This window comes from Amycolatopsis sp. MtRt-6 (genome assembly GCF_017308975.1).
Classification (GTDB): domain Bacteria; phylum Actinomycetota; class Actinomycetes; order Mycobacteriales; family Pseudonocardiaceae; genus Amycolatopsis.
On the sequence record NZ_JADWPD010000023.1, the window covers coordinates 124702 to 150363 of the forward strand.

The following is a 25662-nucleotide window of genomic DNA, read 5'->3' on the forward strand; positions in this document are numbered from 1 at the left end:
GGATAGGCCATCGGGGCAATACTTATGTCCAACTTATGGTGCCACTGGCAGAATTCGAACGGGGAGTGAGCCCGTTCTTGGATGATCATAGGGACGAGGGGAACCTGTGTATCCTTATTCTTTTCCGAGCAACGCTGTCTTTTCCGCACCGCGGGCGGACGGCCGGTGTCATGCGCGGTGACGAAAGAGGCCCGAGAAATCTCCTGGACACCCGTGCGCTGATGACCGCCGACCTGTTCGCGGCGACGATCGGGCTGTCCTCCCGGACCATCCGCTCCTACCACGCCCGCGGCCTGCTCCCGCCGCCGACGCGCGTCGGCCGCACGCCCTGCTACACCGAGCAGCACCTGGCCCGGATGCGGCAGGTGGTCGAGTTCCAGAGCCGCGGCCTGCCGCTGGACGCGGTCCGCGCGCTGCTGGAACCCGACCTGGTGCTCGGCGAGCTGACCGACCTCGGCCCCGCGATCCGGGAGGCCGTGCGGCGGCAGCCGGGGCTGCTGGCCGACCTGGTCGAGGCCGGGGTGCTGGTCCGGCACGCCGACGGGACCCTCGAGCTCAAGGGCGTCCGCGCGGTCCTCGCGGCGCGGACGCTGTCCGGGCAGGGCGCCTCCATCCAGCAGATCCTGACCTTCCTGGCCGACGCCGTCCGCGAGGTGACACCGCACGCCGAGGTCGCCCTCGCCGAAGTCCTCGACGCGGTCGAAGACCGGCTGGCGCGGGCGGACTCGGGCTGGGGCGCGATCCCGGAGCTCGCGGTCGAGATCGTCCGCGTGTGCGTCACGCGGCTGGTCCGGACCCAGCCGGCCGCGCACGCGCGGCCCGAGTTCCGGCGCAGCGGGGGACGGGCCCACCGCCACACGCCCCTCAGCGGCACGTCGCGGTGAAAGAAGCTTCCGGGCAGCCGGGCGGGACGGCGCGGTCTCGCGTGACTGGACGGGCATCTCGCGTGACTGGACGGGCATCTCGCGTGATCGGGCAGGCATCTCGCGTGACTGGACGGGCATCTCGCGTGATCGGGCGGGCATCTCGCGTGACTGGACGGGCATCTCGCGTGACCAGGCGGGCATCTCGCGTGACTGGGCGGGCTTCGGAGATGTGGTGTCAGCGGGCACGGCGCACCCCCAGCACCGGCTGGCCGCCTTCGCCGTCACGGAAGTCGGGTGACCACGGCCAGCGGCCGCGGGCGTCCGCGTGGACCGCCTGCAGCGCGCGGATTTCCGGGCCGTACAACGCCACCGCGAAGTGCAGGTGGGCCGACGGCTCGGTGAGCTCGACGATCTCGATCAGCGGGCCGTCGCGCAGCGGGATGTGTTCGCCCGCCGAGAAGGGCGGGCCGTGCAGGGCGCGGGACGCCAGTGAGTTCAGCAGGCTGCCCGCCGCGAGGGCCGGCAGGCCCGTCACGACCAGCTCCGGCAGGCCGTACCCGCTCAGGCCGATCGTGTAGGCCCACGGCGGGTACGGCCCGGATCCGGCCACGCCCTGCACGAGCCAGCCCCGGTCGGCCACGCCGGCGCGCAGCCGCTCCACATACCCCGGTCTGTCCCGGTTCTCGCATTCGAAGCACATCGGTGACTCCTCCCCCTCGGTGGGCTCGTGGTCCACCGTGCCGGAGGGCACCGACAAAAACTCAGCCCAGCGCTTCGGCCACCGCCGTGCCGAGCCGTTCTGTGGTATCCGTGCCGCCGAGGTCGGGCGTGCGCACGCGGCCCTCGTCGAGCACCCGGTCCACCGCGGTGCGGATCGCTTGCGCGGCAACGGTTTCGCCCAGGTGTTCGACCAGCATCGCGGCCGCCAGGATCTGCGCCACGGGGTTGGCGATCCCCTGCCCCGCGATGTCCGGAGCGCTCCCGTGGACCGCCTCGAACATCGACGGGAATTCACCCGATGGGTTGATGTTGCCGGACGGTGCCATGCCGAGCCCGCCGGTGATCGCGGCCGCGAGGTCGCTCAGGATGTCGCCGAAGAGGTTCGACGCCACCACGATGTCGAGCCGGTCCGGTGCCTGCACCATGCGCGCCGCCAACGCGTCCACGTGCATCTGTTCACTGTGGACGTCCGGGAACTCCGCCGCGACCTCGGCGAAGATCTCGTCCCAGAACGGCATCGAGTGGATCAGCCCGTTGGACTTCGTCGCCGAGCAGACCCGCGCGGACCGCGTCCGGGCCAGCTCGAACGCGTACCGGATGATCCGTTCGACGCCGACGCGCGTGAAAACCGACTCCTGCAACACGAACTCGTCCGGCCGGCCGGCGTTGTGCCGCCCGCCGACCGCCGAGTACTCCCCTTCGGAGTTCTCGCGGACGATGACCAGCTCCAGCTCCTCGGCCTTCCGCCCGGCCAGCACGGACGTCGTGCCCGGCAGCAGCCGCACCGGCCGCAGGTTGACGTACTGCTGGAACGCCCGCCGCAGCGGGATCAGCAGGCCCCACAGCGAAACGTGGTCCGGAACGCCGGGGAAGCCGACCGCGCCGAGCAGGATCCCGTCGAATGCCGACAGCCGCGCGACGCCGTCGTCCGGCATCATCGCGCCGACCCGGGCGTACCGCTCGCAGCTCCAGTCGAACTCGGTCCACTCCAGCGAGAAGCCGAACCGCGCGGCAGCACGGTCGAGGACCTTGCGGGCCTCGGCCGTGACGTCCACGCCGATCCCGTCGCCGGGGATGCTCGCGATGCGGTAGGCCGTCACAGTGCCACCGCGATGTACTTGGTCTCCAGGAACTCGTCGATGCCGGCCGAGCCGCCTTCGCGGCCGAGCCCCGACTGCTTGATCCCGCCGAACGGTGCCGCCGGGTTCGACACGATGCCCTGGTTGAGCCCGATCATGCCGGCCTCCAAGGCTTCCGAGACCCGCAGCGCGCGCTTGAGGTCGCTGGTGAAGACGTAGGAGACCAGACCGAACTCCGTGTCGTTGGCCTTCGCGACGGCCTCTTCCTCGGTGTCGAACGGCGTGATCGGGGCGACCGGCCCGAAGATCTCCTCGTGCGTCAGCCGCGCCTCCTGCGGGACGTCGGTGAGCACGGTCGCCTGGTAGAAGTGGCCGGGCCCGTCGACGCCCGAACCGCCCGTGAGGACGCGAGCGCCGCGGTCGGTGGCGTCCTTGACCAGCTCGGTCACCTTGTCCACGGCGTTCTGGTCGATCAGCGGGCCGACGACGACGTCCTGCTCGGTGCCACGGCCCATCGGCAGCGCCCGCATGCGCTCGGTCAGCCGCCGCGAGAACTCCTCGACGACGCCGCGCTGCACGTAGAACCGGTTCGCCGCGGTGCACGCCTCGCCGATGTTGCGCATCTTCGCCTGCATCGCGCCGTCGATGGCGGCGTCCATGTCCGCGTCGTCGAAGACCAGGAACGGCGCGTTGCCGCCCAGCTCCATCGACGTCCGCAGGACCTTGTCGGCGCACTGCTCCAACAGCTTGCGGCCGACCCCGGTCGAGCCGGTGAAGGAGAGCTTGCGCGCGCGCCCGTCGCGGATCAGCGGCTCCATCACGCCACCGGAGTCGGTGGTCGTGACGACGTTGAGCACACCTTCGGGCAGCCCGGCCTCGGCCAGGATGCCGGCCAGCGCGAGCATCGACAGCGGCGTCTGGGCGGCCGGCTTGATCACCGACGTGCAGCCGGCGGCGATCGCCGGGCCGATCTTGCGGGTGCCCATCGCCATCGGGAAGTTCCACGGCGTGATCAGCAGGGTCGGCCCGACCGGCTGCTTCGTGATCAGGAACCGGCCCACGCCGTTCGGGGCGGTCGCGTAGCCGCCGTCGATGCGGACCGCCTCCTCGGCGAACCAGCGGAAGAACTCCGCCGCGTAGGCGATCTCGCCCTTCGACTCGGCCAGCGGCTTGCCCATCTCGAGCGTCATCAGCAGCGCCAGCTCCTCCTGGCGCCGCATCAGCAGCTCGTAGGCCCGGCGCAGGATCTCGCCGCGCTCGCGGGGCGCCATCTTCGCGAAGTCCGCCTGCGCCGCGACGGCGGCGTCCAGCGCCGCGACGCCGTCCGACGGCGAAGCGTCGGCGACCCGGCACAGCTCCTTGCCGGTGGCCGGGTCGACCACCGGGAACGTCTTCCCGTCCTGGGCGGCGACCCACTTGCCGCCGATGAACAGTTCCTTGCCGACCGCCTCGACGACGCCGGACTCGGTGCTCGCGCTCATCCCGACTTGCTCCTCACGTGTTGTCCCGAGGGCCATGCTATGGATATTGTCAACAATCGACAACCCGCTCAGACCGATCGAGGAGCACGCTGTGGCCCAGCTCTCTCCGCTGCTCAAGCAGGCAACGCCCGTCGTGGTCGACCACGGTGAAGGGGTTTACCTCTACGACGTCGAGGGCAAACGCCACCTCGACTTCACCGCCGGGATCGGCGTCACGAGCACCGGGCACTGCCACCCCCACGTCGTGCGGGCCGCGCAGGAGCAGATCGGCAAGCTCGTCCACGGCCAGTACACGACGGTGATGCACAAGCCGCTGCTCGAGCTGACCGAGCGGCTCGGCGGCGTCCTGCCGAGCGGCCTCGACTCGCTCTTCTACGCCAACTCGGGCAGCGAAGCCGTCGAAGCGGCGTTGCGGCTTTCGCGGCAAGCGACAAAACGCCCGAACGTCATCGTCTTCCAGGGCGGCTTCCACGGCCGGACCGTGGCGGCGGCGACCATGACGACGTCCGGGACGCGGTTCAGCGCCGGCATCGGCCCGCTGATGGCCGGCGTGCACGTCGCGCCGTTCCCGTACGCCTACCACTACGGCTGGGACGAGCAGACCGCGACGAAGTTCGCGCTGCGCGAGCTGGACTACCTGTTCCAGACGGTCAGCGCCCCGGGCGAGACGGCCGCGATGTTCGTCGAGCCGGTGCTGGGCGAAGGCGGGTACGTCCCGGCGAACAGCGAGTTCATGGCCGGGCTGCGCGAGCGCGCGGACCGGCACGGCATCCTGCTGGTCGTCGACGAGATCCAGACCGGGTTCGGCCGCACCGGCAGGTTCTGGGGCCACGACCACTTCGACGTCTCCCCCGACATCGTCCTCATCGCGAAGGGCCTGGCCAGCGGTTTCCCGCTCTCGGGCATCGCCGCCTCGCAGGAGCTGATGGCGAAGGCGTTCCCGGGATCGCAGGGCGGGACGTACGGCGGCAACGCCGTTTCGTGCGCGGCCGCGATCGCCACGCTCGAGGTCATCCAGCAGGAGAACCTGGTCGAGAACGCCGCCGAGCGCGGCCGCCAGCTCCTCGAAGGCGCCCGGGTGATCGCGGACAAGACGCCGTCGATCGGCGAGGTGCGCGGGCTCGGGCTGCTGGTCGGCTCGGAGTTCACCACCGCCGACGGCGAGCCGGACACGGCCACCGCGCAGGCCGCTCAGCAGGCGGCGGCGAAGAACGGCCTGCTGCTGCTCACCTGCGGGCCGTACATGAACGTCGTCCGGATGGTGCCGCCGCTCGTCGTCACCGCCGAGCAGGTCGACGACGCGCTGCGGATCTGGGGAGACGTCGTCGCTTCGGTCACGGGGAGCTGAACATGGCCCGGTACATCACGATCACCCTCGACAAGCGCGGGGTCTCCTGCCGGGCGCGGCTGCTCGACGACGAAGCACCGCGGACGTGCAAGGCGGTCTGGGACGCGTTGCCGCAGAGCGGTTCCGCCTACCACGCGAAGTACGCGCGCAACGAGGTCTACACGCTCGTGCCGCCGTTCGCGGAACCCAAGCCCGGGCGGGAGAACCCGACGATCACGCCGATCCCCGGCGACGTCGTCTACTTCGGTTTCGAGGCCTGGGAAATCGGCAACCCGGCGTACGGCTACGACGAAGGCAGCGAGGCGCACAGCGATCAGGGCGCGACCGACCTGGCGATCTTCTACGGGCGCAACAACCTCCTGATCAACGGCGACGCGGGCTGGGTGCCCGGCAACGTGTTCGCCACGATCGAGGAGGGCCTGGCCGAGATGGCGGCGGCCGCGCAGGACTTGTGGCTGCGGGGTGTCGAGGGCGAGACGCTCTCGTTCGCGCGCGCCTGAATTTCCCTTGCGCCCCAACGCCGGCGCCGGGTGCAACTCCCGGCGCCGGCGGTGCGCGATGATCCCCGGGTACCCCGTTTGGTCGATGACGGCCGCGTTCGGGTGTTCTATCGTCCGGTGGGGAAGCGTTTCCAGCGCTCGCGGCCAGGGGAAATTCTCCGCGTCCGCGCTCGGGCGTGAATTCCACCTGGGGGGGTGTCGATCTTGTCATCGTTCACGCGCCGGCCGATCACCCGGCGCTTCGCACTGGGTGCCGGACTGGCGGGCGCGGCCGCGTTGGCGGTGGGCACGCCGAGCGCCGCGGCGGCCGAGACCGCGTTGCGCCCGGCCGACGAAGACCTCCTGCTGCACATCACCGCCACGATCGCGGTCCGGCCGGTGCCGTTCCCCGCGTTCGGCGAACCGGAGCCGGCCGGCGGGCGGATCACCGCGGCCCGGCTGCGCCAGGCCTGGCACCGGTTGCCCGCGCCGGGCCGCGCCGAGGTGCTCGACGGGCTGCGGACCGTCCGTCCGGTCGTGGCGGTGACCGACGACCCCGAGACCGTGGTACGCCGCTTCGGAGAGCAGGTCACCGAGCACCGGACCGGCGGGCTCGCCGCGGTGGTCGCGCTCTGTGTCGCCACCCTCGCTCCGCGGTTCGACCCGGCTTCCCGGCCGGGCGCCGAGCTCTGGCTGGACTACGCGCGGCGGTTCGCGGTCAGGATGTCCGCCGCCGCACCGGGAGGTGGCTGAGATGACCATCTCGCGATCGACGCGCAACGCCCTGCGCCAGGGGCGCGAGGACCTGCTCCGGGGCTTTTCGCACCGCCGTGGGTTCAACGGGGCCGGGGTCGCCTACCGGGTCCGCGACGGGGAGACCACGGACGAGCCGGTCGTCGTGGCTTTCGTGACGAAGAAGCGGCCGGAGGGCCTGCTGCTGGAGGAGGACGTCCTGCCGCGGCAGGTCGGCGTCGGCAACCGCAACTACGGCGTCGACGTCTACCAGGCCGGCCCGTTCTCCCTGCTCGGTGATCCCGAGTTCGAGCCGCCGGGACCCACGATCACGGAACGGTTCCGCCCGCTGCTGCAGGGCGCGCAGATCAGCAATCTCGCCACGAGCGCGTACGGGACGCTGGGCGCGATCGTCCGCGACGTCACGGACGGCGCTCCGGCCATCCTGTCGAACAACCACGTGCTCGTGGCGAACAACGCGAGTTCCTCGATCGGCAACGAGATCAGGCAGCCGTTCTCGACCAGCGCGAACGACGTCGTCGCGAACGTGACCAGGTTCAAGCCCTTCACGTTCGGGCCGGCCCGCCCGAACCTCGTCGACGTCGCCATCGCGCGCCTCACGCCGGCGGTGGCCAAGGAGCTCAGCGACCAGGTGGCGGGGGCGCGGATGGGCCCGTTCACCGTCGACAACCCCTGTGTCGGCCTGTACTTCGCCGCGGACCCCTTCAACTTGTACGGAGTCATCTGCAAGATCGACACCGCGCTGAGCGAGATCGGCGCCAACCTCCTGACGCCCGAAGCCATCGCGGTGCCGGGACCGGCCGACATCGGCAAGCCGCTGGAAAAGGCGGGTGCGCGAACCGGGTACACGTCGTCGCGCATCCACGCGGTCGACGTCAAGTTCCCGGTGTTCATGGAGATCAGCGGCGGCACGCGGGTGGCGTGGTTCGACGACGTCATCGGGATCCGGCAGTTCGGCTGGCCGGGCGACTCCGGTTCGGGCGTCCGGCTGGGCGGGGACGGCGAGACGCGGATCGGCATCGACCTCGGCGTCTTCAGCTGCCTGGCCACCGACAGCGTCGCCTCGATGTACGACCTGCCGCTGCAGAACGACGTCCCGCTCGCCGACCGGATCCGGGACGGGTTCATGGCGCGCAGTTACACCGGGAACTTCCTGGTGCAGCTGTTCTACCTCAACAACAACGTGATCCTGAGCCGGACCGAGGGGGTCGAGGCGTCGCCGAGCGAGAAGGCCGGTGCCGCCAGCATGTACCAGAAGTACCGGGACTTCGTCTACGCGGCCGTCGACGCCCCGGACCGCCCCGGTCTGGTGGTGACCCGTGAGCACATCGACGACGCCGCGCTGGGGCTCGCGTCCCTGCAGACGAGGATGACGGCCGAGGAAACCACCGCGACCAACCAGATCTTCAATTCGCTGGTCCGCCGGACCGAGGGGATGACCCACCAGCAGCTGATCGCGTTCATGGATCGTGACGACGTCTTCGACGCGGTGTGGGACGCCGTGGCCGCCGTGCCGACGGTCCAGGCGCTCGGCCAGCTGCGTCCGCTTTGGCGCGGCCCGCGATGAGTGCCGCCGCGGCCGCGGGGCGCGGGGCGTGACCGCCCTCGCCGACCGGGATGTCGTGTTCCCGCAACCGGTGTTCCGCCGTGCCGTCCGGGCCCGGCTGCTGGAACTCGCCGCGGACCTGCCGGACCGGCTGCGGCCGTGCGTGCTGCCGCTGATCCACAACCCGGGCAAGGGAGTCCGGTCGGCCTTGGTCGCCGCGGCCGCGGCGGGCGGGCGGCCGGACCCGGCCGAGCTGGTCCGGATCGGCGCGATCGTGGAGCTGCTGCACCTCGCGTCCCTGCTGCACGACGACGTGGTGGACCGGGCCGCGACGCGGCGCGGGATGCTTGCGGCGCACGAGGGGGTGGGCGCCGGCACCGCCCTCCTCGCCGGCACGGCCTGCGTCGCACTGGTCGGGCAGGAGGCGGCCGATCTCGGCCCCGTGGTCGCCGGCGCGTGGGGCCGCTGCGGCGCGGCGATGGCGCTCGGCCAGATGATGGACGTCGAGCGCGCGTACGACACCGAGTTCGGCACCGACGACTACGTGGCGATGGTGCAGCGGAAGACGTCCGAACTGTTCAAGCTGTGCTGCGTGCTCGGCGCGGGCTGCGCGGGGGCCGGGGCGGACTTCGTCCCGGCCGTGGCGGCCTTCGCGATCGAGATCGGGGTGTGCTTCCAGATCCAGGACGACTGCAAGGACTTCCTGCCGGGGAACGCGGGGAAACCGGCGGGCACCGACCACAAGCTCGGCCTGTTCGGCCTCCCCACGTTGCACGCGGTACGGGCCCGTCCGGACGAGCTGGGACCGCTGCTGCTGGCGCCCGAGATCGGCGCCGCGGAACTCGCCCGGATCCGCGAAATCGTGGTCTCCGCCGGGGGCGTCGAGTACGCGATCACCGAAGCGCGCCGGCACCGGGCCAGGGCGTTCGAAGCGCTCGCTCCGTTCGAAGCCACGCCGGCGTGGACAGCGCTGCGGGAGGTGACCGACGCGGTATGGACGCTCTCGTAGTCGGTGCGGGGGTCGCCGGCTGCACCGCCGCACGGCTGCTCGCCGAGGCCGGGCTGGACGTCGTCCTGGCCGGCTCGCCGGGGCCGCCGGCCGACCGGCAGCTGGTGCACGAACGCACCGCTTCGATGCCCGGCGCGGCCGGTGTGGCCGAGGTCGTGCTCTCCTTCGGCAGCGAGGCACCACGCCGGTACGCCGATCCGGGCTTGGCCATCACCTCCCGCGTCACGCTGCTGGCCGGCCTTCGCGCGGCCGCGCGGGACGCGGGCGTCCGGCTGGTGACCGCCGAAGCGGAGCGAGCCGGCGGCGAGGCACCGGAGATCGTGCTCGACGCGACCGGAGCGGCGCACGCGTCCGGCCGCACCGGCCACGGGGTCGCGACCACCGGGACCTGGCGGGGCTGCCCGGTGGGGCACGAGGTCCTCGTCCACCTGACCCAGCCGGCGGCGGACGATCCCCGTGCCCTGCCCGTCGTGGTGCGGGTGGTGCCGGTGCCCGGCAGCACGGACCTGGCCACGGTCACCCTGACGGTGATGAGGCCGGTCCGGCCGGACCTGGACACCGTGGTGCGGGTCGTCCGGGAGGCCGACCCGCGCCTCGCCGGCGCCACCCCGGCCGGCCCGCTGGCGGAGTACCCGGTCAACGCCGCGTTCGCCCCGGAATCGGCCGTGCGCGGCCGGACGCTGGTGCTGGGCGAGGCGGCCGGGCTGGTCAACCCGTTCACCGGCGACGGCATCTCCAACGCGGTCCGCAGCGCCGAAATCGCGGCCGCCGCGGTCACCGGGCACCGCGGCGCACCGGACCGGATGGCCGACGCGTACCGGGCGGGCCTGCGCTCCGCGTTCGTCGGGTACTTCGAGACCGCGCGCCACGCCGTCCGGCACTACCACCTGGCGTGGCGGATCCTGTCGAGCTCGGCGCGTTCGGACCATCCGTTCTTCCGCCAGGGCCACCGGGTGGTGCTGCTGGGCGGTCCGATCGCGCACCGGAGCCTCACCACGCGGCACCGGCTGCCCGAGACCACGCGCACCTACCTCGCGCCGTTCACGTTGTCCTGCAACGAGGTCATCGTGCGGACGGTGGGTGCGGAATGGCCGTTCCTCGCCGTGCACACGCTCGGCGGCCAGGGCTATCGCGGGGTGCGGCCGTCGACCCTGCTCGCCGGAGCGCTGATGTCCGGCGGGGACCATCCCGACGTCCGACACGCGCCGGTCGCCGCGGCGATCGAGCTCGCCCTGCTCGGCGCCGTCGCGCACACCGTCCCGGAAAGCGAGGCGACACCGCTGCGCCGGGGCGTGGACTGGCGGTACGCCTCGGCGGTGATCGCGGCCGACTACCTGCTCGCCACCGCGACCGGTCTCCTCACCCGGCACCGCCCGGATCTGGCGAACGCGTTCGCGGGCTGGCTCGGCGCCCTCGTGAAGTCGCGCGCGGAAGACGCGGTGGTCGCGTTGTTCGAAGGCGTTTTCGAGTTCCCGGCCCGCATGGGCGCGCACCTGGCCGGAGCGGCGGACGGCACGATCGGCGTGCTGCGCCGGTTCGGCCGCAGCTGCGGACGGCTGTTCCTGGTGACCGAGGACCTCGGTGTGCTCGAAGGGCGCCGGACCAGGCTCGACACGACGCTGGCGAGCACGCTCGCGAGCGGGTTGTCCGGCATCCCCGCTCGTTTCGGCCACGGCACCGAGGAGGAGATCCGGTACCGTCGGGAACCCCTGATCGCCGAACTGGAACGAGCCCGGGTGATGGAGCTGGCGAAGGCGACGACACTGCTCGAGGAACTCCCCGAGCCACGAGCCGCGGAGGTGCTCCGGCAGTTCGCCCACGCGCTCGCGGAGCCGGTGGAGGCGGCCCGGTGAGGCGGCCGCTGGTCACAACGGTGCTGCTGGCGGTGGCGGCACTGGCGGCGGGGTGCGTCACGCCACCACCGGGTGAACCGGGTCCGGCCCCGGACCTCCGCGTCCTCGACGGGCTGGCCCAGGTGTACCCGGATCCGGGCAACGCCGCGCTGACGTGGGCGCGCGCCCACCCCGGCGCCCCGGACGCCGGGCTGATCGAACGCACCATCGGCGTGCGTCCCTCGGCGCGCTGGTTCACCGCCGCCGAGACCGACCTGACCACCCGCGTCCGTGCCTACGTGACCGCGGCCGCGGACGCCCGGATGATGCCGCTGCTGGTCGCGAGCTTCGCCGGAGCCGAAGAAGCCTGCCCACGCCCGGGTGCCGCCGGGCTCGTCGACGCCTTCGCCCGCGGCATCGGCGACCGGAAGGCCATCGTGGTCCTCGAACCCGGGCTGCTCGGTTCCCGCTGCGGAACGGACCCGGCGGTGACCGGGTACCTCGCCGCCGCCGTCGATTCCCTGCGCGGCCTCGCACCGGACGCGCGAACCCTGCTCGACGCCACTTCCGCGGCGGTGCCGCCGGACGCGCTGGCCCAGCGGCTCGCCGCGGCCGGCCTCGCCCGCGCCGACGGCTTCTCGCTCAACGTCGGCGGCTACGCACCGGGCGCGGAACTGGCCGCCGGTCGAGCGCAGCAGATCCGGTCGGCCGTGCAGAGCCTGACCGGCCGTGGTGACTACACGGCGTTCGCCGACAGCGCCCGCAACGGTGCTCCGGTCACCTCGGCGTGCAACCCGGCGGGCGCCAAGCTGGGACCGAGTGCTTCGTTCACCAACCAGCCGGCCGGGCTCCAGCAGGCGTGGATCACCTTGCCCGGCACGTCGGACGGCCCGTGCGGCACCGCACCCGGCTCGGCGAAGGGCGAATTCGTGCCCGCACTGGCCGCCGCACTGGCCGGGGGTTGATTCCACCACCACAGGAAAACGGGGGGTTCGAGATGCGCAGAAGGCAAGCTGTTCTGGCCACCGTCGTCGCGATGGTGTCCTGGCAGATCACACTGGGTGGAACACCGGCCGGCGCGACGACGGAGGCCGGCCTGCCGACGGTCGGCCCGGGGCTCGCCGCCATGGCGCGGCACCAGTCCGCACCGGCGGCCCGGGCCTCGATCACCGCGACGGCGAACGACGTGACGGGTGACGGGCTCGACGACGTGCTGACCCGGGACCGGGCCACCGGACGGCTCGACGTCCACGCCGGCCGCGGGGCACTGGCCGGAGCCGCCACGCTGGCCGCGCCGGTCCAGGTCCGGGCCACCACCCCGAACCGGGTGTGGTTCGGCCAGGGCGACCTGAACGGCGACGGACGCAACGACGTGGCGAGCATCGACAGCGCCGGCGTGATGTACGCCGCGTTCAACCAGGGCGTGGTGGCCGGCGCGCCGCAGCTCTCCGCCGACACCGGGTTCCTGCAGGGCTTCGCGCCGAACATGCTGCCCCTGCTCACCGACTACGTCGGCAGTGACCCGAACAACCCGCTCGAGCCGGACGGCCGGGCGGACATCGTCTTCCGCGATTCCGGCGCCCAGTCGGTCTACCTCTACGTGAACGACGGGATGGTCAACGGAAAGCCGTCGTACAGCAACCGGGGAGCGCTGCTGAACGGCGCCGGCTACCTCACCGACATCAACCTCGCGGACCTGACGGGCGACTACTTCAAGGACATCGTCATCACGCAGACCGACGGCACGATGTGGGCGCTGGACATCTTCGCCGAGGTCGACTCCAACGGAAACCCCGTCGCGAAGTGGTACAAGATCATCGGCTCCGGGATGAATAGCGCCGACTTCGTCCTCTTCCCGGACTTCAACGCCGACGAGTACCCGGACTTCGCGGCCCGGATCACCGCGAGCGGCGAGTTCCGGGGAGTCCTGCATTCCCGGCGCTGGAACGCCGCCCAGCCGGAGACGGTGTTCGACGCCTCGACCGGCCAGCTGGTGCAGGCCGGGTGGGCGCGCTACGACTGGATCTTCTGACCTGCCCGGAGACGTACTCCGCCGTCTTCACGACGTACGCCACGCTGCCGTCGGTGAGCGGCGGGAAAATTGCGCGGTCGTGCGCCCGGCTCACCCCAGCGCGGTCAGCCGCTCGAAATCGGCGTCGGAAAGCACGATGTCCGCAGCGGCGCAGTTTTCTTCGAGATGCGCGAGCGACGACGTTCCCGGAATCGGGACGACGACCGGCGACCGGCGCAGCAGCCAGGCGAGGGACACCTGAGCGGGTGTCGCGCCGACGTCCGCCGCGATCTTGGCGAGCACCCCGCCCCGCCCGCCGTGGCGTGGCCGCCGCGGGCGATCGGGAGCCAGGGGACGAACGCGATCCGCTCGCGCTCGCAATAGGCCAGCACGTCGTCGGACCCGCGGTCGGTCAGGTGGTAGCGGTTCTGGACGCTCGCGATCGGTGCGATGGCCCGCGCCTCGGCCAGTTGCGCGACGGTCACTTCGGACAGCCCGATCCGCGCGACCTTGCCCTCGTCCCGCAGCCGGGCGAGCGCGCCGACCTGGTCGGCGAGCGGCACCTGCGGGTCGACGCGGTGCAGCTGCAGCAGATCGAGGCAGTCGGCGCGCAGCCGTCGCAGCGAGAGTTCCGCTTGCTGCCGCAGGTATTCCGGCCGGCCGAGCGGGACCCACTCGCCGCGGCTCGGGCGGGCGTGCCCGCACTTCGTGGCGATGAAGAGCCCCCGGTACGGGTGGAGGGCGTCGGCGAGCAGCTCCTCGTTCAGCCCGAGGTCGTAGGCGTCGGCGGTGTCGAAGAACGTCACGCCCAGTTCGGCCGCGCGGCGCGCGACAGCAGCCGCGCCGTCCTTCACGTGGTCCCACCCGGTGAGCCGCATCGCGCCGAAACCCAAGCGGTGCACGGAACGCCCGTCTTCGAAGGTGTACGTCGAGGTCATGCCGGAAGCTTCGCCGCCGTCGCCGTCACCCACTAGAGATTTAGCCTGAGCTAAATCTACGGTGAACACTCTCCGTGAAGCCGACCTTCCTTGTTAGCGCCAACAGACCAGGACGATTAGGCCGTTCAGGGATATGCGGACGTATCGGGCAACCCTAGGGTGATCAAATCCGGCCACCGCGGGAACAAGGAGAAGGCGAGCCCGATGAACATCGAAACGGCGTTGAAGGAAGCCCTTTCCATCTCCGGCGCGGTGGGCGCGGCCCTGGTCGACTACGAAAGCGGGATGGCGCTCGGGACGCTGGGCGGCGGCGACTGGCTCGACCTCGACACCGCGGCCGCCGGCAACACCGAAGTCGTCCGCGCCAAGCTGCGGGTGATCTCCGCGCTCCGGCTCAACGACGACATCGAGGACATCCTCATCACCCTGGGCCGGCAGTACCACCTGATCCGCCTGCTGAAGCCGGCCAAGCACGACTCCTCGCTCTTCCTGTACCTCGTCCTGGACCGCGAACGCGCCAACCTCGCGCTGGCGCGGCACTACCTGAAGAACATCGAAGCCGAGCTGGTCGTGTGACCGGGATGCAGGCCGGGACGCCCGGCGCCCCGATCCCGCTACCCACCCGCAAGCAAGGCGCGGCCCCGGGCTTTCCGGACGGCATCCGGCAGGCCCAGCCACCCCACCCCGAAGCCGCGGCCGCGGCCGGGGCACTGGCGGAGATCCGCGACAAGGTCGACCGGGCCAACATCACCGGGCTCCTGCTGGCGAGCCGCGACGGCCTGCTGCTGGCCAGCGACACCCGGGAAATCGAAGACGACAGCGTCGCGGCCATGGCGGCCGCCGCCGTCGGGCTCGCCACGAGGTTCGTCGGCCAGGCCGGCCTCGGCGAAGCTCGCGGGGCGATGTTCCAGGGCTCGCTCGGCCACGTCTGCGTCTTCCCCGTGCAGGGGTCCGTCCTGTTGGTCCTGTTCGCCCGGCCGGACACGACCATGGGCCTGTTCAACGTCGTCGCCAAGCAGGCGCTGACGCTGCTCCAGGAGGCTCTGGCCGCGGAAAACTGACTACGGAACTCAGGGGCAGGGCGCGCTGTCCTGGAAGCGGAAGGTGCAGACGGGGTTGGCGTCGATGGCGGTGATGTCGTTGATGGTGACGACGGCCAGCGGCCGGCCGGCCCCGTCGCGGCCGGCCCGGAAGTCGATCCGGCCCGACACGCCCTTGAAGCAAGCCGCGCTCATCGGGTCGGAGCAGTCGAACTCGCGGAACTCCTGGGCGACCGTCGCCCGGTTGGGGGCGAGCTTGCCTGCCTCGGGGACCGCCCGGAGCTTGTTGCGGTTCACGGCGGTGAGGTACAGCCCGGCCGCGTCGTAGGCAGTCCCGACGCGCTCCCCGGTCCAGCGGCGGTTGCCGCCGTGCGCGGCGAGCTCCGCCCCGAACGCCTGCCAGGCGGCCGGCCGGTCCTCCCGCGGCGAGTACAGCCCTTTCAGCCCGGTGCAGAAGATGGTCAGCGGCCGCTGACCGTCCGGGTCGCTGCCCGCGGCGGGCTTTCCCTCGGAGACGCAGGAGCTGCCGGCGAGCACGACCCGGTTGGCCAGGGACACGTACCCGAGCGAAACGTTCGAGAACCGGTCGGACCGGCGGCTCTCCCCCTGGGCGATGAACCGGGTCACCGCGTCGTCGCCGATGATGGTGGGCTTGCCGGTGGCCGGGCAGTCGTCGAGGACGTGGTTGAGGAAGTCGGTGAACCCGGTCTCGCGGCCCGCGTAGAACGCGATGTCGTCCGCGCGGCAGTCGACCCGCACGGTCGACGGCGTGCGCCACTGGCGCAATCGGATCGACGGGTTCCCGTGCGCGAGTTCGGCGAACCTGTCGCGCAGCGAGCTGAGGTACTGGTCGGGCTCCTGGGCGAGATCGGGGTGGTAGACGGTCACCGTCCGCCGGGTGGCCGCGGCGTACTCGGCGGCCAGCCGTGCCTGCGGGCGATTGCCCGCGACGAGCTGGAAGTACAGCGGTGACAGTGCGGGCAGCGAGTCCCCGGTCAGCGTCGTGGCCACGATGGGGATGCCGAACGCCCCGAGCGCGCCGATGGCACTCTCGGTCTGGGTGACACTCCGGCCGCCACCCACGACACCCATCACCGTCGGGTCCCGCTCGGCGAGCGGCGCGATGAACTGGTCGACCGCGCGCCGCGCGTGCCGCATCTGGTAGCCACCGTTGGCGATCACGATCCGCAGCAGCGGATTCAGGGCGTCCTCGGTGGAGTTGCCCACCGTGTTGTACTGCGACTGCTGGATCAGCAGCCCGGTCACCTCCTCCGCCTCGGCGTCGTCGGTGCCTTCCCGGGTGTCGGGATGGGTCAGTTCGGCGAAGTAGACCAGCGTGACGATCGAGCGGTCGGGGTTGGTGCCGTGCAGGCGCTCCGCGATCTCGTTCTGCTCGAACACCGCCTCTTGGGCCTTGCGCAGCTTGTCCGTGCTGCCGAAGACGTAGCCGCCGGCACTCACCCCGACGCATTCCCCGGTCTCCGGCATCAGGACGGCGCCCGCCTCCGGGAATCCGGCGACCCCGCACGGGTCGGGGACGGGCTCCGGCCGCGTCGTCCACGCGATCACGCCCGTCCCGGCCAGGAACAGCAGCACCGCGGTGACCACGGCCGGTTTGCGGGCGAACCAGGGGATCTTCCTCGGTTCCCAGTGCCGGCCGCTGCCCGCGTCGTGCCGGGACACCGGATCTTCGCCGTCGAGCCGGATGACGAGGAACCGGGCCGCCGGCCGGAACTGCTGCCGTCGCCGTGGCAGGTTGTCCTTCCAGCTGGCGACGTTCTCCTCGATCGTGCGGACCGAGCCGGGCTTGACGTCGAGGCTGTCCGGGACGTCCGTCGCGGTCGCGACGACGAGCAACGGGTCGTGCTCGCCGGTCTGGTTGCGCACGTCGTTGACCAGGCGCAGGAGCTCCCAGCCTCCGTTGGCCTCGGTGATCCCGTGGAGGACGGCGGTGAGGTAGGCGGTGCGCCGCCACCGGCGCAGCCACCAGGTGCGAGTTCCGTAGAACAGGCGCAGGTCCCGCAGGAAAGCGTGGACCAGGAGCAGCTTCAGCTGTTCGAGGTTCTCGTACTTGCGGGCGTCGGTGGTGAGCCGCCGGGCGAACCCCAGGAAATCGGCGGAATGCTTGGGCACCATGAACTGCTGCCGCATCAGCCACCGAGGCTCACCGCCGCGAAGCCCCCGCAACCACAGCCACCGCCCGAACCGGGACAGCAGCCGCGGCATCAGCCTGGTCAGCGCGAGCGCCTTTTCCGGCGCCACGGCGGTCACCATGCGGCCGAGCAGTTCGGTGCTCTCGTCCTCGGGCGCGGTCGGGGCGTACCACTCGAGGAGCTTCGAGCGCAGCGGTGCCTGCTGATCGCGTTCGAGCGTGGACTTGCTGTGCCGGGTCAGCCAGTCCACCAGGCGGAAGGTGTGGAACGGGATCTCCTTGCCCGCCCCGAACCGGTCCGAGCTCAGGTGCTTGACCAGGTGGTTGAGCAACGGCAGCACCGGACGGCCGTCCCCGGAATCTACGGTGATCAGGGTGGCGTCGACCGAGGCGGACGGGATCAGCCGCGACGGCGCCCGGTCGAGCCGGGCCGGATCCGGGTTGAGCCGGGCGGCCAGGGCCTCCGTCACGGCCTCGGTCGCGCCCGGCTCGCCGATCAGGCACAGCAGCGGCAGCGCCTGCTCCCCGCGCAGGTCGTCCCGGTGCCTCTTGGACCACCTCCAGCGCGGGCGGTCGATCAGCTCGCGCACTTCCCGCAACACCGGGTCGAGACCATTCATGTTCCGCCCCTCCGACCGCTCGCGACGGTGCCTCCGATCAAGGAGAAGCACGGCAGACCGGACAGGAACGGCAATGGCGGGAGTTCTACCTGAATGGAGCAAGAAGAACATGAAAACCCTTCATGGCGGCGTACCGCCGGTACGTACTACGCTGCGGTAACCACAGCAACGGCGCGGAGGAGAAACTGCCGATGGGCGACGTGGCGGCACGGCTGGCCGAGATCGTCGGGGCCAAGAACCTGCTCACGGGCGAAGCGATCCCGGAGGACTACGCGCACGACGAAGCTTTGTCGGCGGAGCCGCAGAAGCCGGCGTACGTCGCGAAGCCGGCAACGGCCGAAGAAGTCGCGGAGCTGCTGAAGGCCGCTTCGGAACACAACGTCCCCGTGACCGCCCGCGGCTCCGGCAGCGGGCTGTCGGGGGCCGCCCGGCCGACGGCGGACGGGCTGCTGATCTCCTTCGAGCGGATGAACGCCGTCCTCGAGGTCGACACCGGCAACCACGTCGCCGTCGTCCAGCCCGGGGTGACCCTCGCCGAGCTCGACGCCAGGACCGCCGAAGCCGGGCTCGGCTACACCGTCTACCCCGGTGAGCTCAGCGCGAGCGTCGGCGGGAACGTCGGGACCAACGCCGGCGGGATGCGGGCGGTCAAGTACGGCGTCACCCGCCACAACGTGCTCGGCCTGCAGGCCGTGCTGCCGACCGGCGAGATCATCCGGACCGGCGGCAAGACGTCGAAGGTGTCCACCGGCTACGACCTCACGCAGCTGATCATCGGCTCCGAGGGCACCCTCGCGCTGGCCACCGAAATCACCGTCAAGCTGCACCCGCGGCTGGCCCACGGCGCCACGGTGCTCGCCCCCTTCGGCGACTTCGGCCAGGTGATGGCCGCCGTGCCCGCCATCCTCTCCAGCGGGCTCGCGCCGCACATCCTCGAGTACATCGACAACCTGACGATGGCGGCGATCGTCTACAACGAGAAGCTCGAACTGGGTGTTCCGGACAAGATCCGCGAGACCAGCGAGGCGTACCTCGTGGTGGCGCTGGAAAACCGGGAGACCGGCCGCCTCGGGGAAGACGTCGAAACCGTCGGCGAGCTGCTCGGCGAACTGGGCGCCACCGACGTCTACGTCCTCGAAGGCAACGCCGCCCGCAAGCTCATCGAAGCCCGCGAGAAGGCGTTCTGGACCGCGAAGGCGGCCGGTGCCGACGATGTCATCGACGTCGTCGTGCCGCGGACCGCGATGCCGCAGTTCATCACCAGGGCGCGGGAGCTCGCGATGGCCGCCGGCGGCGGCGCGCTCGGCTGCGGGCACGCCGGCGACGGCAACGTCCACCTCGGCATCTTCTGCAAGGACGCGCCCAAGCGGAAGCAGCTGCTCACCGACATCTTCGCCTACGCCATGGAACTCGGCGGCGCGATCTCCGGCGAGCACGGCCTCGGCCGCACCAAGGCGCACTACCACTCCGAGCTCGAAGACCCGGCGAAGATCGAGCTGATGCGCCGGATCAAGCAGAGCTTCGACCCCGCCGGGATCCTCAACCCCGGCGTTCTCTTCCCCGAAGGAAAAGCATGAGCGAGATGAACGGCGCCCAGTCCCTGATCCGCACGCTGGTCGACGCCGGCGTCGAGGTGTGTTTCGCGAACCCGGGCACGTCGGAGATGCACTTCGTCGCCGCGCTCGATTCCGTCCCGGAGATGCGGGGCGTGCTCGCGCTCTTCGAGGGTGTCGTCACCGGTGCGGCCGACGGCTACGCGCGCATCGCGGACAAGCCCGCCGCGACGCTGCTGCACCTCGGTCCCGGCCTGGGCAACGGGCTGGCGAACCTGCACAACGCGCGCCGCGCGCACACGCCGATCGTCAACGTCGTCGGCGACCACGCGACCTACCACAAGCAGTACGACGCGCCGCTGGAGTCGGACATCGAGGCCGTCGCGGGCTCGCTGGAAGGCTGGGTGCGCCGCTCGGAGCACACCAAGGACGTCGGGGCGGACGCCGCCGCCGCGGTCGCCGCCGCGCAGGACGCGCCCGGCCGCGTCGCCACGCTGATCCTGCCCGCGGACGCCTCCTGGGGCGAGGGCGGCGAGACCTGCGCGCCGATCCCGCCGCGCGTGCCGCAGGCCGTGGACGCCACGACCGTCAAGGACATCGCCGCGGTGTTCGGCACCGGGGAGCCGGTGGCGCTGCTCGTCGGCGGCAGCGCGTGCCGCGAGGAAGGCCTGCGGGCCGCGAGCCGGATCGCGGCGGCGACCGGCGCGAAGGCGTTCGTCGAGACGTTCCCGGCCCGGCTGGAGCGCGGCGCCGGGCTGCCGTCGATCGAGCGGCTCGGCTACCTCGCCGAGCAGGTCGCCTACCAGCTCGACGGGATCAAGCACGTCGTCGTCGCCGGCACGAAGGCGCCGGTGTCTTTCTTCGCCTACCCGGGCAAGGCGAGCGACCTGGTGCCCGAAGGCGCCCAGGTGCACACGCTTGCGGCGGTCGGGCAGGACGTCACGCGGGCGCTGAACGAGGTCGCCGACCTGGTCGCCGCGGACACCGAGCCGGTGCTGGCCCCGGCGTCCCGGCCGGCGCTGCCGAGCGGGCCGCTGACCCCGCAGAACTGGGTCGAGGTGATCGGCGCGCTGCTGCCGGACAACGCGATCATCGCCGACGAGGCCAACACGTCCGGCCTGATGCTGCCGATGGCGACGGCCGGCGCGCCGCGGCACGACGTCCTCACCCTGACGGGTGGCGCGATCGGCTACGGCATGCCGGTGGCGACCGGGGCGGCCGTCGCGGCGCCGGACCGGCCGGTGCTCAACCTGCAGTCCGACGGCAGCGCGCTGTACACGATTTCGGCGCTGTGGACGCAGGCGCGGGAGAACCTGAACGTCACGACGGTGCTGCTCAACAACCGCGCGTACGCGATCCTGCGGCTGGAGCTGCAGCGCGTCGGCGCGGCCTCGGGCGGCCCGAAGGCGAACGACCTGCTCGACCTGTCCCGGCCGGACATGGACTTCGTGAAGATCGCGGAGGGCATGGGCGTCCCGGCGTCGCGCGCGACCACCGCCGAAGAGCTCGCCGAACAGCTCCAGCGGGCCTTCGCCGAGCCCGGCCCGCACCTCATCGACGCCGCGGTGCCGCCGCTGCTGTAGAAACGGACTATTCTCCCGTCACACCCCTGAGCCCGGGAGCGGCGGATGAGCGAAGACGAACACGCGAAGCGGGGCATCGACCTCGACCGGCCGAACGCTGCGCGCGTGTACGACTACATGATCGGCGGCAAGCTCAACTACGCCGTCGACCGGATGTTCGCCGACCAGATCCTGGGCGTGCTGCCGAACGCCCGGCACATGGCGCTGGTCAACCGGGCGTGGCTGCGCCGTGCCGCGCGGTTCGGCGCGGAGCAGGGCATCCGGCAGTTCCTCGACATCGGCTCCGGCATGCCGACGGTCGGGCACGTGCACGAGGTCGTCCAGTCGATCGACCCGAAGTCCCGGGTGGTCTACGTCGACAACGAGCCAATCGCCGTCGCGCACAGCGAGATCGTCCTGGAGGACAACGAGAACGCGGTGATGGTGCAGGCCGACGCCGAGTACCCCGACGAGGTGCTGGAGCACCCGACCACGACGGAGCTGATCGACTTCGGCAAGCCGGTGATGGTCATCATGGCGGCGTTCGTCCACTTCATCCCCGACTCCCGCGACCCGGCCGGCCTGATCGCGCGCTACAGCGAGGTGCTCGCCCCGGGCAGCCTGCTGGCGCTGTCGTCGGGAACGTGGGACGGCCAGGGCGAGGAGACACAGCGGACGGTCGCACTGTACGAGAAGAGCGGGACGCCGTTGACGCTGCGTTCCGCCGACGAGCTGCGCGCGCTGGTGAACGGGTTCGAGATCCTGCCGCCCGGCGTGGTGTTCACGCCGGAGTGGCGCCCGGACGCCCCGCTCGAAGACCCGCCGGAGCAGTCGGGCGGGCTCGCCCTGGTGGCCCGCAAGGAACGGTGACGACCGACGAGCACGCGAGCCGCGGGATCGACTTCGACAGGCCGAACGCGGCACGCGTGTACGACTACCTGATCGGCGGCAAGCTCAACTACGCGATCGACCGGGAGTTCGCCGAGCGGATCCTCGAGGTGCGGCCGGAGGCCAGGGAGCTGGCCCTGCTCAACCGGAAGTGGCTGCGCCGCGCGGTCCGGTTCGGCGCCGAGCAGGGCATCCGCCAGTTCCTGGACATCGGCTCCGGCATGCCGACCGTGGGGCACGTGCACGAGATCGCCCAGTCGATCGACCCGGCGTCCCGGGTGGTCTACGTCGACAACGAGCCGATCGCGGTGGCGCACAGCGAGATCGTCTTGGAGGACAACGACAACGCGGCGATGGTGCAGGCCGACGCGGAGCTCCCGGCCGACGTCCTCGAGCACCCGACGACCGAGCGGCTGCTGGACTTCACCGAGCCGGTGATGCTGATCATGGCGGCGTTCATCCACTTCGTCCCGGACGCCCGGCACCCGGCCGGGCTCGTCGCGGCCTACCGCGACGCACTCGCGCCGGGCAGCTACCTGGCGCTGTCGTCGGGCACGTTCGAGGGACAGGGCGAGGAGGTCCGCCGCGCGGCGGAGCTGTACCGGAAGAGCGGCACCGACGTCGTCGCGCGATCGCGTGCGGAACTGCGCGCGCTGGTGGACGGCTTCGAGATCCTGCCGCCGGGGATCGTGTTCACACCGGAGTGGCGCCCGGACGACCCGGCCGAGGTCGGGGCGCACCCGGAGCAGGCCAGTCAGCTGGCCCTGGTGGGCCGCAAGAACTAGTGCGCCGGCTCTACGTCGTCACCCACCCCGAAGCCACCCACCACGTGGCGGGCCGGGTCGGCGGGTGGTTCGACTCGCGGCTGACCGCCCGTGGCCGGGTCCACGCGACGGCGATCGCGGCCCGGCTGCGCGAGCTGGTCCCGCCCGCGGCGACGATCGAGCTGTACAGCTCCGACCTCCGGCGGGCGGCCGAAACCGCGGCGCCGATCGCGCGTCGCTTCGGCGTGGACGCGGTGCTCGTGCCGGACCTGCGGGAGAAGTCCTACGGTGTCGCGGGCGGGCGGCCGCAGGCCTGGCTCGACGAGCGGTTCGTGCCGCCGCCGGCCACCGGCGAGCGCCTTGACCACGACGAGGGCGTCGAGGGCGCCGAAACCAAGCTCGAGTGGGTGACACGCGTGTACCGCGCTGTCGGCCGCATCCGGTCGGGCACGGCGGAACACCAGGTGGCCGTCACCCACGGCGGCTCGCTGAGCTGGGTCGTCGCAGCGTGGCTGGGCCTGCCGGTCGAGGCTTGCGCGTACGCGTCCTTCCGGGCGAGTGCCGGAGGCATCACCGTGCTCGCCGAGGACGACCGCTTCCACAACCGGACACTGCACACGCTGAACGACACCGGTCACCTCGCCGGCTGAGCGGGGCACCCGGCTATTCTCGCGGCACACCTGAATCCGGGAGCGGCGGATGAGCGAAGACGAGCACGCACGGCGGGGCATCGACCTCGACAAGCCCAACGCGGCGCGCGTCTACGACTACATCCTCGGCGGGCAGCTCAACTACGCCGTCGACCGGGTGTTCGCCGAGCAGGTGCTCGCCGCGCAGCCGAACGCGCGCGAGCGGGCGCGGCTGAACCGGCAGTGGCTGCGCCGGGCCATCCGGTTCGGGATGGACCAGGGCATCCGGCAGTTCCTCGACATCGGCTCCGGCATGCCGACCGTGGGGCACGTGCACGAAGTGGCGCAGGCGATCGACCCCGCCGCCCGCGTCGTCTACGTCGACAACGAGCCGATCGCCGTCGCGCACAGCGAGATCGTCCTGGAGGACAACGAGAACGCGGTGATGGTGCACGCCGACGCCGAGTTCCCCGACGACGTCCTCGACCACGACACCACCGAGATGCTGCTGGACCTGGACCAGCCGGTGATGGTCGTGATGGCGCTGTTCGTGCACTTCATCCCGGACGAGCGCGACCCGGCCCGGCTGATCGCCGCCTACCGCGACGCGCTCGCGCCCGGCAGCTACCTCGCGCTGTCGTCCGCCACCTACGAGCAGCAGAGCGACGGCACGGCCCGCGCCGTCGCGATGTACCAGAAGAGCGCGAACCCGGTGACGCCGCGTTCGGCCGACGAGCTCCGGGCCCTGGTCGACGGCTTCGAGATCGTGGAGCCGGGCATCGTGTTCATCCCCGAGTGGCGGCCGGACGACCCCGCGGACGTCCCGCCGAACCCCGCGGAGTGCGGCGGCTTGGCGCTGGTGGCACGCAAGAACTAGACGCCGGCCGGCGCCGGCGCGGTCCGCTTCCCCGGGACCAGCGCCGCCAGCAGCGCACCCACCAGCGCGACGAACGCGGCGACCGCGAACGTCGCGCGGAAGCCGAACAGCGACGGCACCGGCAGCCCGCCTGCGGTGATCGTCAGCTGGGCCAGCATCGCCGCCATCACCGCGCTGGAGATCGCCGTCCCGACCGAGCGCATCAGCGAGTTCAGGCCGTTCGCCGACGCCGTTTCGGTCACCGGCACCGACCCCATGATCAGGGCCGGCATCGCCGCGTACGCGATGCCGACGCCCGCGCCGATGATCACCGACGCCGTGATCAGCTCGAACGCGTTGTCCATCAGCACGATCGCGAACGCGTACCCGGCCGCGATCACCAGCGCGCCGCTGATCAGCGTCGGGCGCGGGCCGACCCGGGCGATGAGCCGCGCCGAAACCGGCGACAGCAGCATCATGACCAGGCCGTTCGGGGCGAGCGTGAGACCGGACTCGACCATCGTCTGGCCCAGCCCGTAACCGGTCGACGCCGGCGCCTGCAGGAGCTGCGGGAACGACAAGGCCATGGCGTACAGCGCGAACCCGACCATGATCGACGCCAAATTCGTGAACAGCACTGGACGTCTTGCGGACACCCGCAGGTCGACCAGCGGGTCGCGGCGGCGCAGCTGGTAGGCGCCCCACGCGAGCAGGACGACGACGGCGGCCGCGGCGAGCCCGAGCGTGGGCGCGCTGGTCCAGCCCCACGTGCCGCCCTTGACCACCGGCAGCAGCAGGCAGAGCAGCCCGGCGGCCAGTCCGAACGCCCCGAAGAAGTCGAACGGCGCGGGCGTGCGCAGCGGCGACTCCGGCACCACGGTGAGGATCAGCAGCGCGCAAGCCAGCCCGAGCCCGGCGGCGGTCCAGAAGAGCACGTGCCAGTCGGCGTGCTCGGCCACCACGGCCGCGACCGGCAGCCCGATGGCGCCGCCGACGCCGAGCGTCGCGCTCATCAGCGAGATCGCGCCGCCGACGCGTTCGGGCGGGAGCTCGTCGCGCATGATGCTGATGCCGAGCGGGATCACGCCCATCGCGCAGCCCTGCAGCCCGCGGCCGAGGATCTGGAACGCGAGCGCGCTGGTGGTCGCGGACACGACCGAGCCGGCGACGAGCAGGCCGAGGCTGACGAGGATCATCCGCCGTTTGCCGTAGAGGTCGCCGAGCCGTCCGCTGACCGGCGTGACGACGGACGCGGCCAGCAGCGTCACGGTGACGACCCAGGACGCGTCGGCCGCCGGGACGTTCAGCAGCCGCGGGAAGACCGGGATCAGCGGCACGACCAGCGTCTGCATGAACGAAGCGACGAGCCCGCACGAGGCGAGCACCACGACGACCGCGCGGCCGGAACCGGACACCGACACACCCCCAAGCGTGTACTTAGTACGCATCATGCAACTTCGTGCACTGTACCCACGGGGTGACGGGTTTCCGTCCGAGTGGCGGTTTCGTCACAGCCGGAAACCGGTGCCCCGTTCT

22 protein-coding genes and 1 pseudogene are annotated in these 25662 nt (G+C 71.6%); 17 read left to right on the top strand and 6 right to left on the bottom strand.

Annotation, left to right across the window (positions count from 1 at the left end; genetic code table 11):
* The first annotated feature begins 221 nt into the window (after positions 1-221).
* Positions 222-884 carry a MerR family transcriptional regulator gene (locus I4Q55_RS32810; RefSeq protein WP_206793384.1) on the top strand — a complete coding sequence of 221 codons (663 nt, stop codon included), beginning with the start codon at positions 222-224 and terminating at the stop codon, positions 882-884.
* Positions 885-1101: 217 nt separating this feature from the next.
* Here I4Q55_RS32810 and I4Q55_RS32815 read toward each other — a convergent pair whose 3' ends face one another.
* From I4Q55_RS32815 to I4Q55_RS32825, 3 genes are all read right to left on the bottom strand, one after another.
* Positions 1102-1566, bottom strand: coding sequence for a DUF4262 domain-containing protein (locus I4Q55_RS32815; protein WP_206793387.1), 465 nt, complete (start codon positions 1564-1566; stop codon positions 1102-1104).
* Positions 1567-1627: 61 nt separating this feature from the next.
* Complete coding sequence (locus tag I4Q55_RS32820; protein ID WP_206793390.1) at positions 1628-2686, bottom strand: tartrate dehydrogenase; 1059 nt, start codon at positions 2684-2686, stop codon at positions 1628-1630.
* On the bottom strand, positions 2683-4146 hold the full coding sequence (locus I4Q55_RS32825) for an NAD-dependent succinate-semialdehyde dehydrogenase (RefSeq protein ID WP_206793392.1): 1464 nt from the start codon (positions 4144-4146) through the stop codon (positions 2683-2685). Before I4Q55_RS32825 ends, I4Q55_RS32820 begins: the two co-directional genes overlap by 4 nt.
* A 91-nt stretch (positions 4147-4237) precedes the next feature.
* Here I4Q55_RS32825 and I4Q55_RS32830 point away from each other — a divergent pair, with 91 nt between their 5' ends.
* The 8 genes from I4Q55_RS32830 to I4Q55_RS32865 all read left to right on the top strand — a co-directional run bounded on the left by I4Q55_RS32830 (position 4238) and on the right by I4Q55_RS32865 (position 13145).
* Entirely contained in the window at positions 4238-5494 is a 1257-nt protein-coding gene (locus tag I4Q55_RS32830) for an aspartate aminotransferase family protein (RefSeq protein WP_206793394.1), read from the top strand.
* A 2-nt stretch (positions 5495-5496) separates the two neighbouring features.
* Entirely contained in the window at positions 5497-5994 is a 498-nt protein-coding gene (locus I4Q55_RS32835; protein ID WP_003079597.1) for a DUF3830 family protein, read from the top strand.
* Between the two features lie 204 nt (positions 5995-6198).
* Positions 6199-6726: a hypothetical protein gene (locus I4Q55_RS32840; RefSeq protein ID WP_206793396.1), complete on the top strand. Its 528-nt coding sequence runs from the start codon at positions 6199-6201 to the stop codon at positions 6724-6726.
* Position 6727: 1 nt separating this feature from the next.
* Positions 6728-8293 (top strand): hypothetical protein, encoded by a 1566-nt coding sequence (locus I4Q55_RS32845; RefSeq protein WP_206793398.1) that lies wholly within the window; start codon positions 6728-6730, stop codon positions 8291-8293.
* Between the two features lie 28 nt (positions 8294-8321).
* Positions 8322-9281 (top strand): polyprenyl synthetase family protein, encoded by a 960-nt coding sequence (locus tag I4Q55_RS32850; RefSeq protein WP_206793399.1) that lies wholly within the window; start codon positions 8322-8324, stop codon positions 9279-9281.
* Positions 9266-11134 (top strand): hypothetical protein, encoded by a 1869-nt coding sequence (locus I4Q55_RS32855; RefSeq protein WP_206793401.1) that lies wholly within the window; start codon positions 9266-9268, stop codon positions 11132-11134. Before I4Q55_RS32850 ends, I4Q55_RS32855 begins: the two co-directional genes overlap by 16 nt.
* Positions 11131-12078: a glycoside hydrolase family 6 protein gene (locus I4Q55_RS32860; RefSeq protein ID WP_206793403.1), complete on the top strand. Its 948-nt coding sequence runs from the start codon at positions 11131-11133 to the stop codon at positions 12076-12078. Before I4Q55_RS32855 ends, I4Q55_RS32860 begins: the two co-directional genes overlap by 4 nt.
* A 32-nt stretch (positions 12079-12110) precedes the next feature.
* Positions 12111-13145: a VCBS repeat-containing protein gene (locus I4Q55_RS32865; RefSeq protein WP_206793405.1), complete on the top strand. Its 1035-nt coding sequence runs from the start codon at positions 12111-12113 to the stop codon at positions 13143-13145.
* 90 nt (positions 13146-13235) lie between these two features.
* Here the strand turns inward: I4Q55_RS32865 and I4Q55_RS32870 are convergent.
* Positions 13236-14062, bottom strand: a pseudogene (locus tag I4Q55_RS32870) (aldo/keto reductase).
* 204 nt (positions 14063-14266) lie between these two features.
* Between I4Q55_RS32870 and I4Q55_RS32875 the strand changes: the two are divergent.
* Both I4Q55_RS32875 and I4Q55_RS32880 read left to right on the top strand, forming a co-directional pair.
* A complete protein-coding gene (locus I4Q55_RS32875; protein WP_206793407.1) occupies positions 14267-14638 on the top strand; it encodes a hypothetical protein in 372 nt (123 codons plus the stop codon).
* 5 nt (positions 14639-14643) lie between these two features.
* Entirely contained in the window at positions 14644-15123 is a 480-nt protein-coding gene (locus I4Q55_RS32880) for a roadblock/LC7 domain-containing protein (protein ID WP_206793477.1), read from the top strand.
* Between the two features lie 9 nt (positions 15124-15132).
* Here the strand turns inward: I4Q55_RS32880 and I4Q55_RS32885 are convergent, their stop codons facing one another.
* Positions 15133-17874, bottom strand: a complete 2742-nt coding sequence (locus tag I4Q55_RS32885; RefSeq protein WP_206793409.1) for a hypothetical protein — start codon at positions 17872-17874, stop codon at positions 15133-15135.
* Positions 17875-18065: 191 nt separating this feature from the next.
* Here I4Q55_RS32885 and I4Q55_RS32890 point away from each other — a divergent pair, with 191 nt between their 5' ends.
* From I4Q55_RS32890 to I4Q55_RS32915, 6 genes are read left to right on the top strand one after another with little or no spacing between them, the layout of a single operon-like run.
* Complete coding sequence (locus I4Q55_RS32890; protein WP_206793411.1) at positions 18066-19451, top strand: FAD-binding oxidoreductase; 1386 nt, start codon at positions 18066-18068, stop codon at positions 19449-19451.
* Positions 19452-19456: 5 nt separating this feature from the next.
* Positions 19457-21010 (top strand): acetolactate synthase large subunit, encoded by a 1554-nt coding sequence (locus I4Q55_RS32895; protein ID WP_206793479.1) that lies wholly within the window; start codon positions 19457-19459, stop codon positions 21008-21010.
* Positions 21011-21055: 45 nt separating this feature from the next.
* On the top strand, positions 21056-21859 hold the full coding sequence (locus tag I4Q55_RS32900; protein WP_206793413.1) for an SAM-dependent methyltransferase: 804 nt from the start codon (positions 21056-21058) through the stop codon (positions 21857-21859).
* On the top strand, positions 21856-22662 hold the full coding sequence (locus tag I4Q55_RS32905) for an SAM-dependent methyltransferase (RefSeq protein ID WP_206793415.1): 807 nt from the start codon (positions 21856-21858) through the stop codon (positions 22660-22662). Before I4Q55_RS32900 ends, I4Q55_RS32905 begins: the two co-directional genes overlap by 4 nt.
* On the top strand, positions 22662-23291 hold the full coding sequence (locus tag I4Q55_RS32910; protein ID WP_206793417.1) for a histidine phosphatase family protein: 630 nt from the start codon (positions 22662-22664) through the stop codon (positions 23289-23291). Before I4Q55_RS32905 ends, I4Q55_RS32910 begins: the two co-directional genes overlap by 1 nt.
* A gap of 49 nt (positions 23292-23340) precedes the next feature.
* Positions 23341-24147, top strand: coding sequence for an SAM-dependent methyltransferase (locus I4Q55_RS32915; RefSeq protein ID WP_206793419.1), 807 nt, complete (start codon positions 23341-23343; stop codon positions 24145-24147).
* On the opposite strand, the gene I4Q55_RS32920 is transcribed toward I4Q55_RS32915, so the two are convergent.
* Positions 24144-25541, bottom strand: coding sequence for an MFS transporter (locus I4Q55_RS32920; protein ID WP_374194508.1), 1398 nt, complete (start codon positions 25539-25541; stop codon positions 24144-24146). The two genes, I4Q55_RS32915 and I4Q55_RS32920, sit on opposite strands and share 4 nt — an antisense overlap.
* Positions 25542-25662: the final 121 nt, after the last annotated feature.